The sequence below is a fragment of the Burkholderia sp. Ap-955 genome, assembly GCF_011753045.1.
GTDB lineage: Bacteria > Pseudomonadota > Gammaproteobacteria > Burkholderiales > Burkholderiaceae > Burkholderia > Burkholderia lata_D.
The window spans coordinates 1-1982 of sequence record NZ_VWWH01000201.1 but is presented as its reverse complement, the minus strand read 5'-3'; the positions used below and the strand labels follow the sequence as shown (position 1 = coordinate 1982).

Here is a 1982-nt window from a genome sequence, read left to right as displayed (position 1 = left end):
CGCGCCGCGCATGCCGGTGCGGCGGCGCCGGGCGTGGCCGTCGCCAAACCGGATGCACACGGCGTGTGGCCGCTGTCGCCGGCGCAGCTCGGCCTGTGGTTCCTGTGGCGCGCGCAGCCGGACAGCGCCGCGTACAACATTCCGGTCGCGCTGCGGGTGCGCGGCCCGCTCGACGTCGATGCGCTGCGTGCGGCGTTCGCGGATGTCACCGCCGTGCATCCGGCGCTGCGCGCGCGGCTCGTGGCGCGTGACGGCGCACTGCCGGGCCAGCGGATCGATGCGGCCGTTTCTGTCGAACTGCCAGTGCTCGACCTGTCGACGCAAGCCGATGTGCTCGCCCGCGCCGCTGCGCTGACCGACGAGGATGCACTCGCGCCGTTCGATCTCGCCGCCGATGCGCCGCTGTGGCGTGCGCGCGTGCTGCGTCTGGGCGCGGACGATCACGTGCTGTCGGTGACGATTCATCACATCGTGTCGGATGGCGAATCGATCGAGCTGTGGCTCGATGCGGTTCGTGCGCGCTATGTCGCCCGCGTGCAGAGCGGCGCCGGCGCCGTGCCGGCCGATGAGGCCGTCCAGCTGGCCGCCCAACCGCTCGTGCTGCCCGTACCGTGCCATCCGGCCCGCGTGGCCTACTGGCGCGATGCGCTGGCCGATCTGCCGGCGCGCGTGCTGCCGCAGCGCAATGACGCGCCGGCCTTACCGCAATGGCGCGCGGCCCGCATCGCGTTCGAATTCGACGGCGCGCTGATCCGCGCCGCACGCGACACGGCATCGGCCGCGCACGCGACGCTGCCGATGCTGCTGCACGCGGCGCTCAACACCGCGCTGTTCCGCGCGACGGGTGCGGTCGACCAGCCGGTCGGCGTGCTCGCGTCGACGCGCGAGCTGACGGGCGATGCGGCCCGCGACGCGCTCGGCCTTTTCATCAACTCGGTCGTCGTGCGCACGCGGATCGACCCGGCCGCGCGTCGTGCGGACGTGCTTGCACAAGTGCGCGACATGGCGCTTGCGGCCTACGCGCACGCCGACGTGCCGTTCGCGGACGTCGTCGCGGCGCTGCGCGCGCCGCGTGCCGCGCAGGCCAATCCGCTGTTCCAGGTGATGTTCAACTACCTGCGCCCGACCGGTGCCGCGGCGCGCGACTGGGCCGGCCTGTCGCTGGCCGGCTTCGACGACGTGCGCCATCGCGTCGTATTTACGCTGGAGCTGGACGTCGTCGAGCATCCGGACGGCCGCGTGAGCGCCGCGTTCTCGTATGCGGACGAACTGCTCGACAGCGGCTTCGTCGATGCGCTCGTCGATCTCTATCACGACGAAGTCGCGCGTTTCGCCGGCGCGTCGGAAGCGGTGCTCGGTGCGCCCGACGAGCGTGCCGTTGCGCAGGCGTCGCATCGCGCGCAGACCGAAAGCCATGCACGCGCCGCAACGCCGTCCTGCGCACCGCATGCGGCTGCCGCGCTCGCGGCGTTGTGGTCCGACACGTTCGCGACGGCCGCGCCCGAACCCGATGCCAACCTGTTCGAAGTCGGCGCGACGTCGTTCGACGTCGTGCGCTTCGTCGACGCGGCCAGCCGCGCCGGCCATGCGCTGACGGTTGCCGACGTGTTCGCGTCGCCGACGCTCGCGGCACTCGGCGCGCGGCTCGATGCGCACACGGAAACGGGACAGGAGGCGCGTCATGCTGGCTGAAGTGCGTCCGGACGGATTCACGATGCTCGATACCTACCGACTCGCGTTCGCGGACGGCCTGTTCGCCGTGCGTGACGGCGCGGAAATCCGCGTCGCGCACGGCGACGGCATCGGCGCGCAGTTGCTGCGCGCGCAACTCGGCGACGACGGCGCGCTGCGCCTCGTCGCGTACAACCATCGCGCGGCGCCGGCCGACCAGCGGCGTGCGCTGCTGGCGGCACTGGCCGCGGCGTTTTCGGACAGCGCGCGTCACGCCGCGATCCGGCTCGACCCGGCCGCGTGGCCGGCGG

1 protein-coding gene and 1 pseudogene are annotated in these 1982 nt (G+C 72.8%); both read left to right on the top strand.

The window, feature by feature from the left end:
• Positions 1 to 1692 (top strand): condensation domain-containing protein (locus tag F3J15_RS37265; protein ID WP_240161552.1); only part of this gene is annotated, 1692 nt, incomplete at its 5' end.
• Positions 1682 to 1982: pseudogene (locus tag F3J15_RS37260) on the top strand (N-acetyltransferase); the annotation flags it as partial. The gene F3J15_RS37265 and the pseudogene F3J15_RS37260, both read left to right, overlap by 11 nt.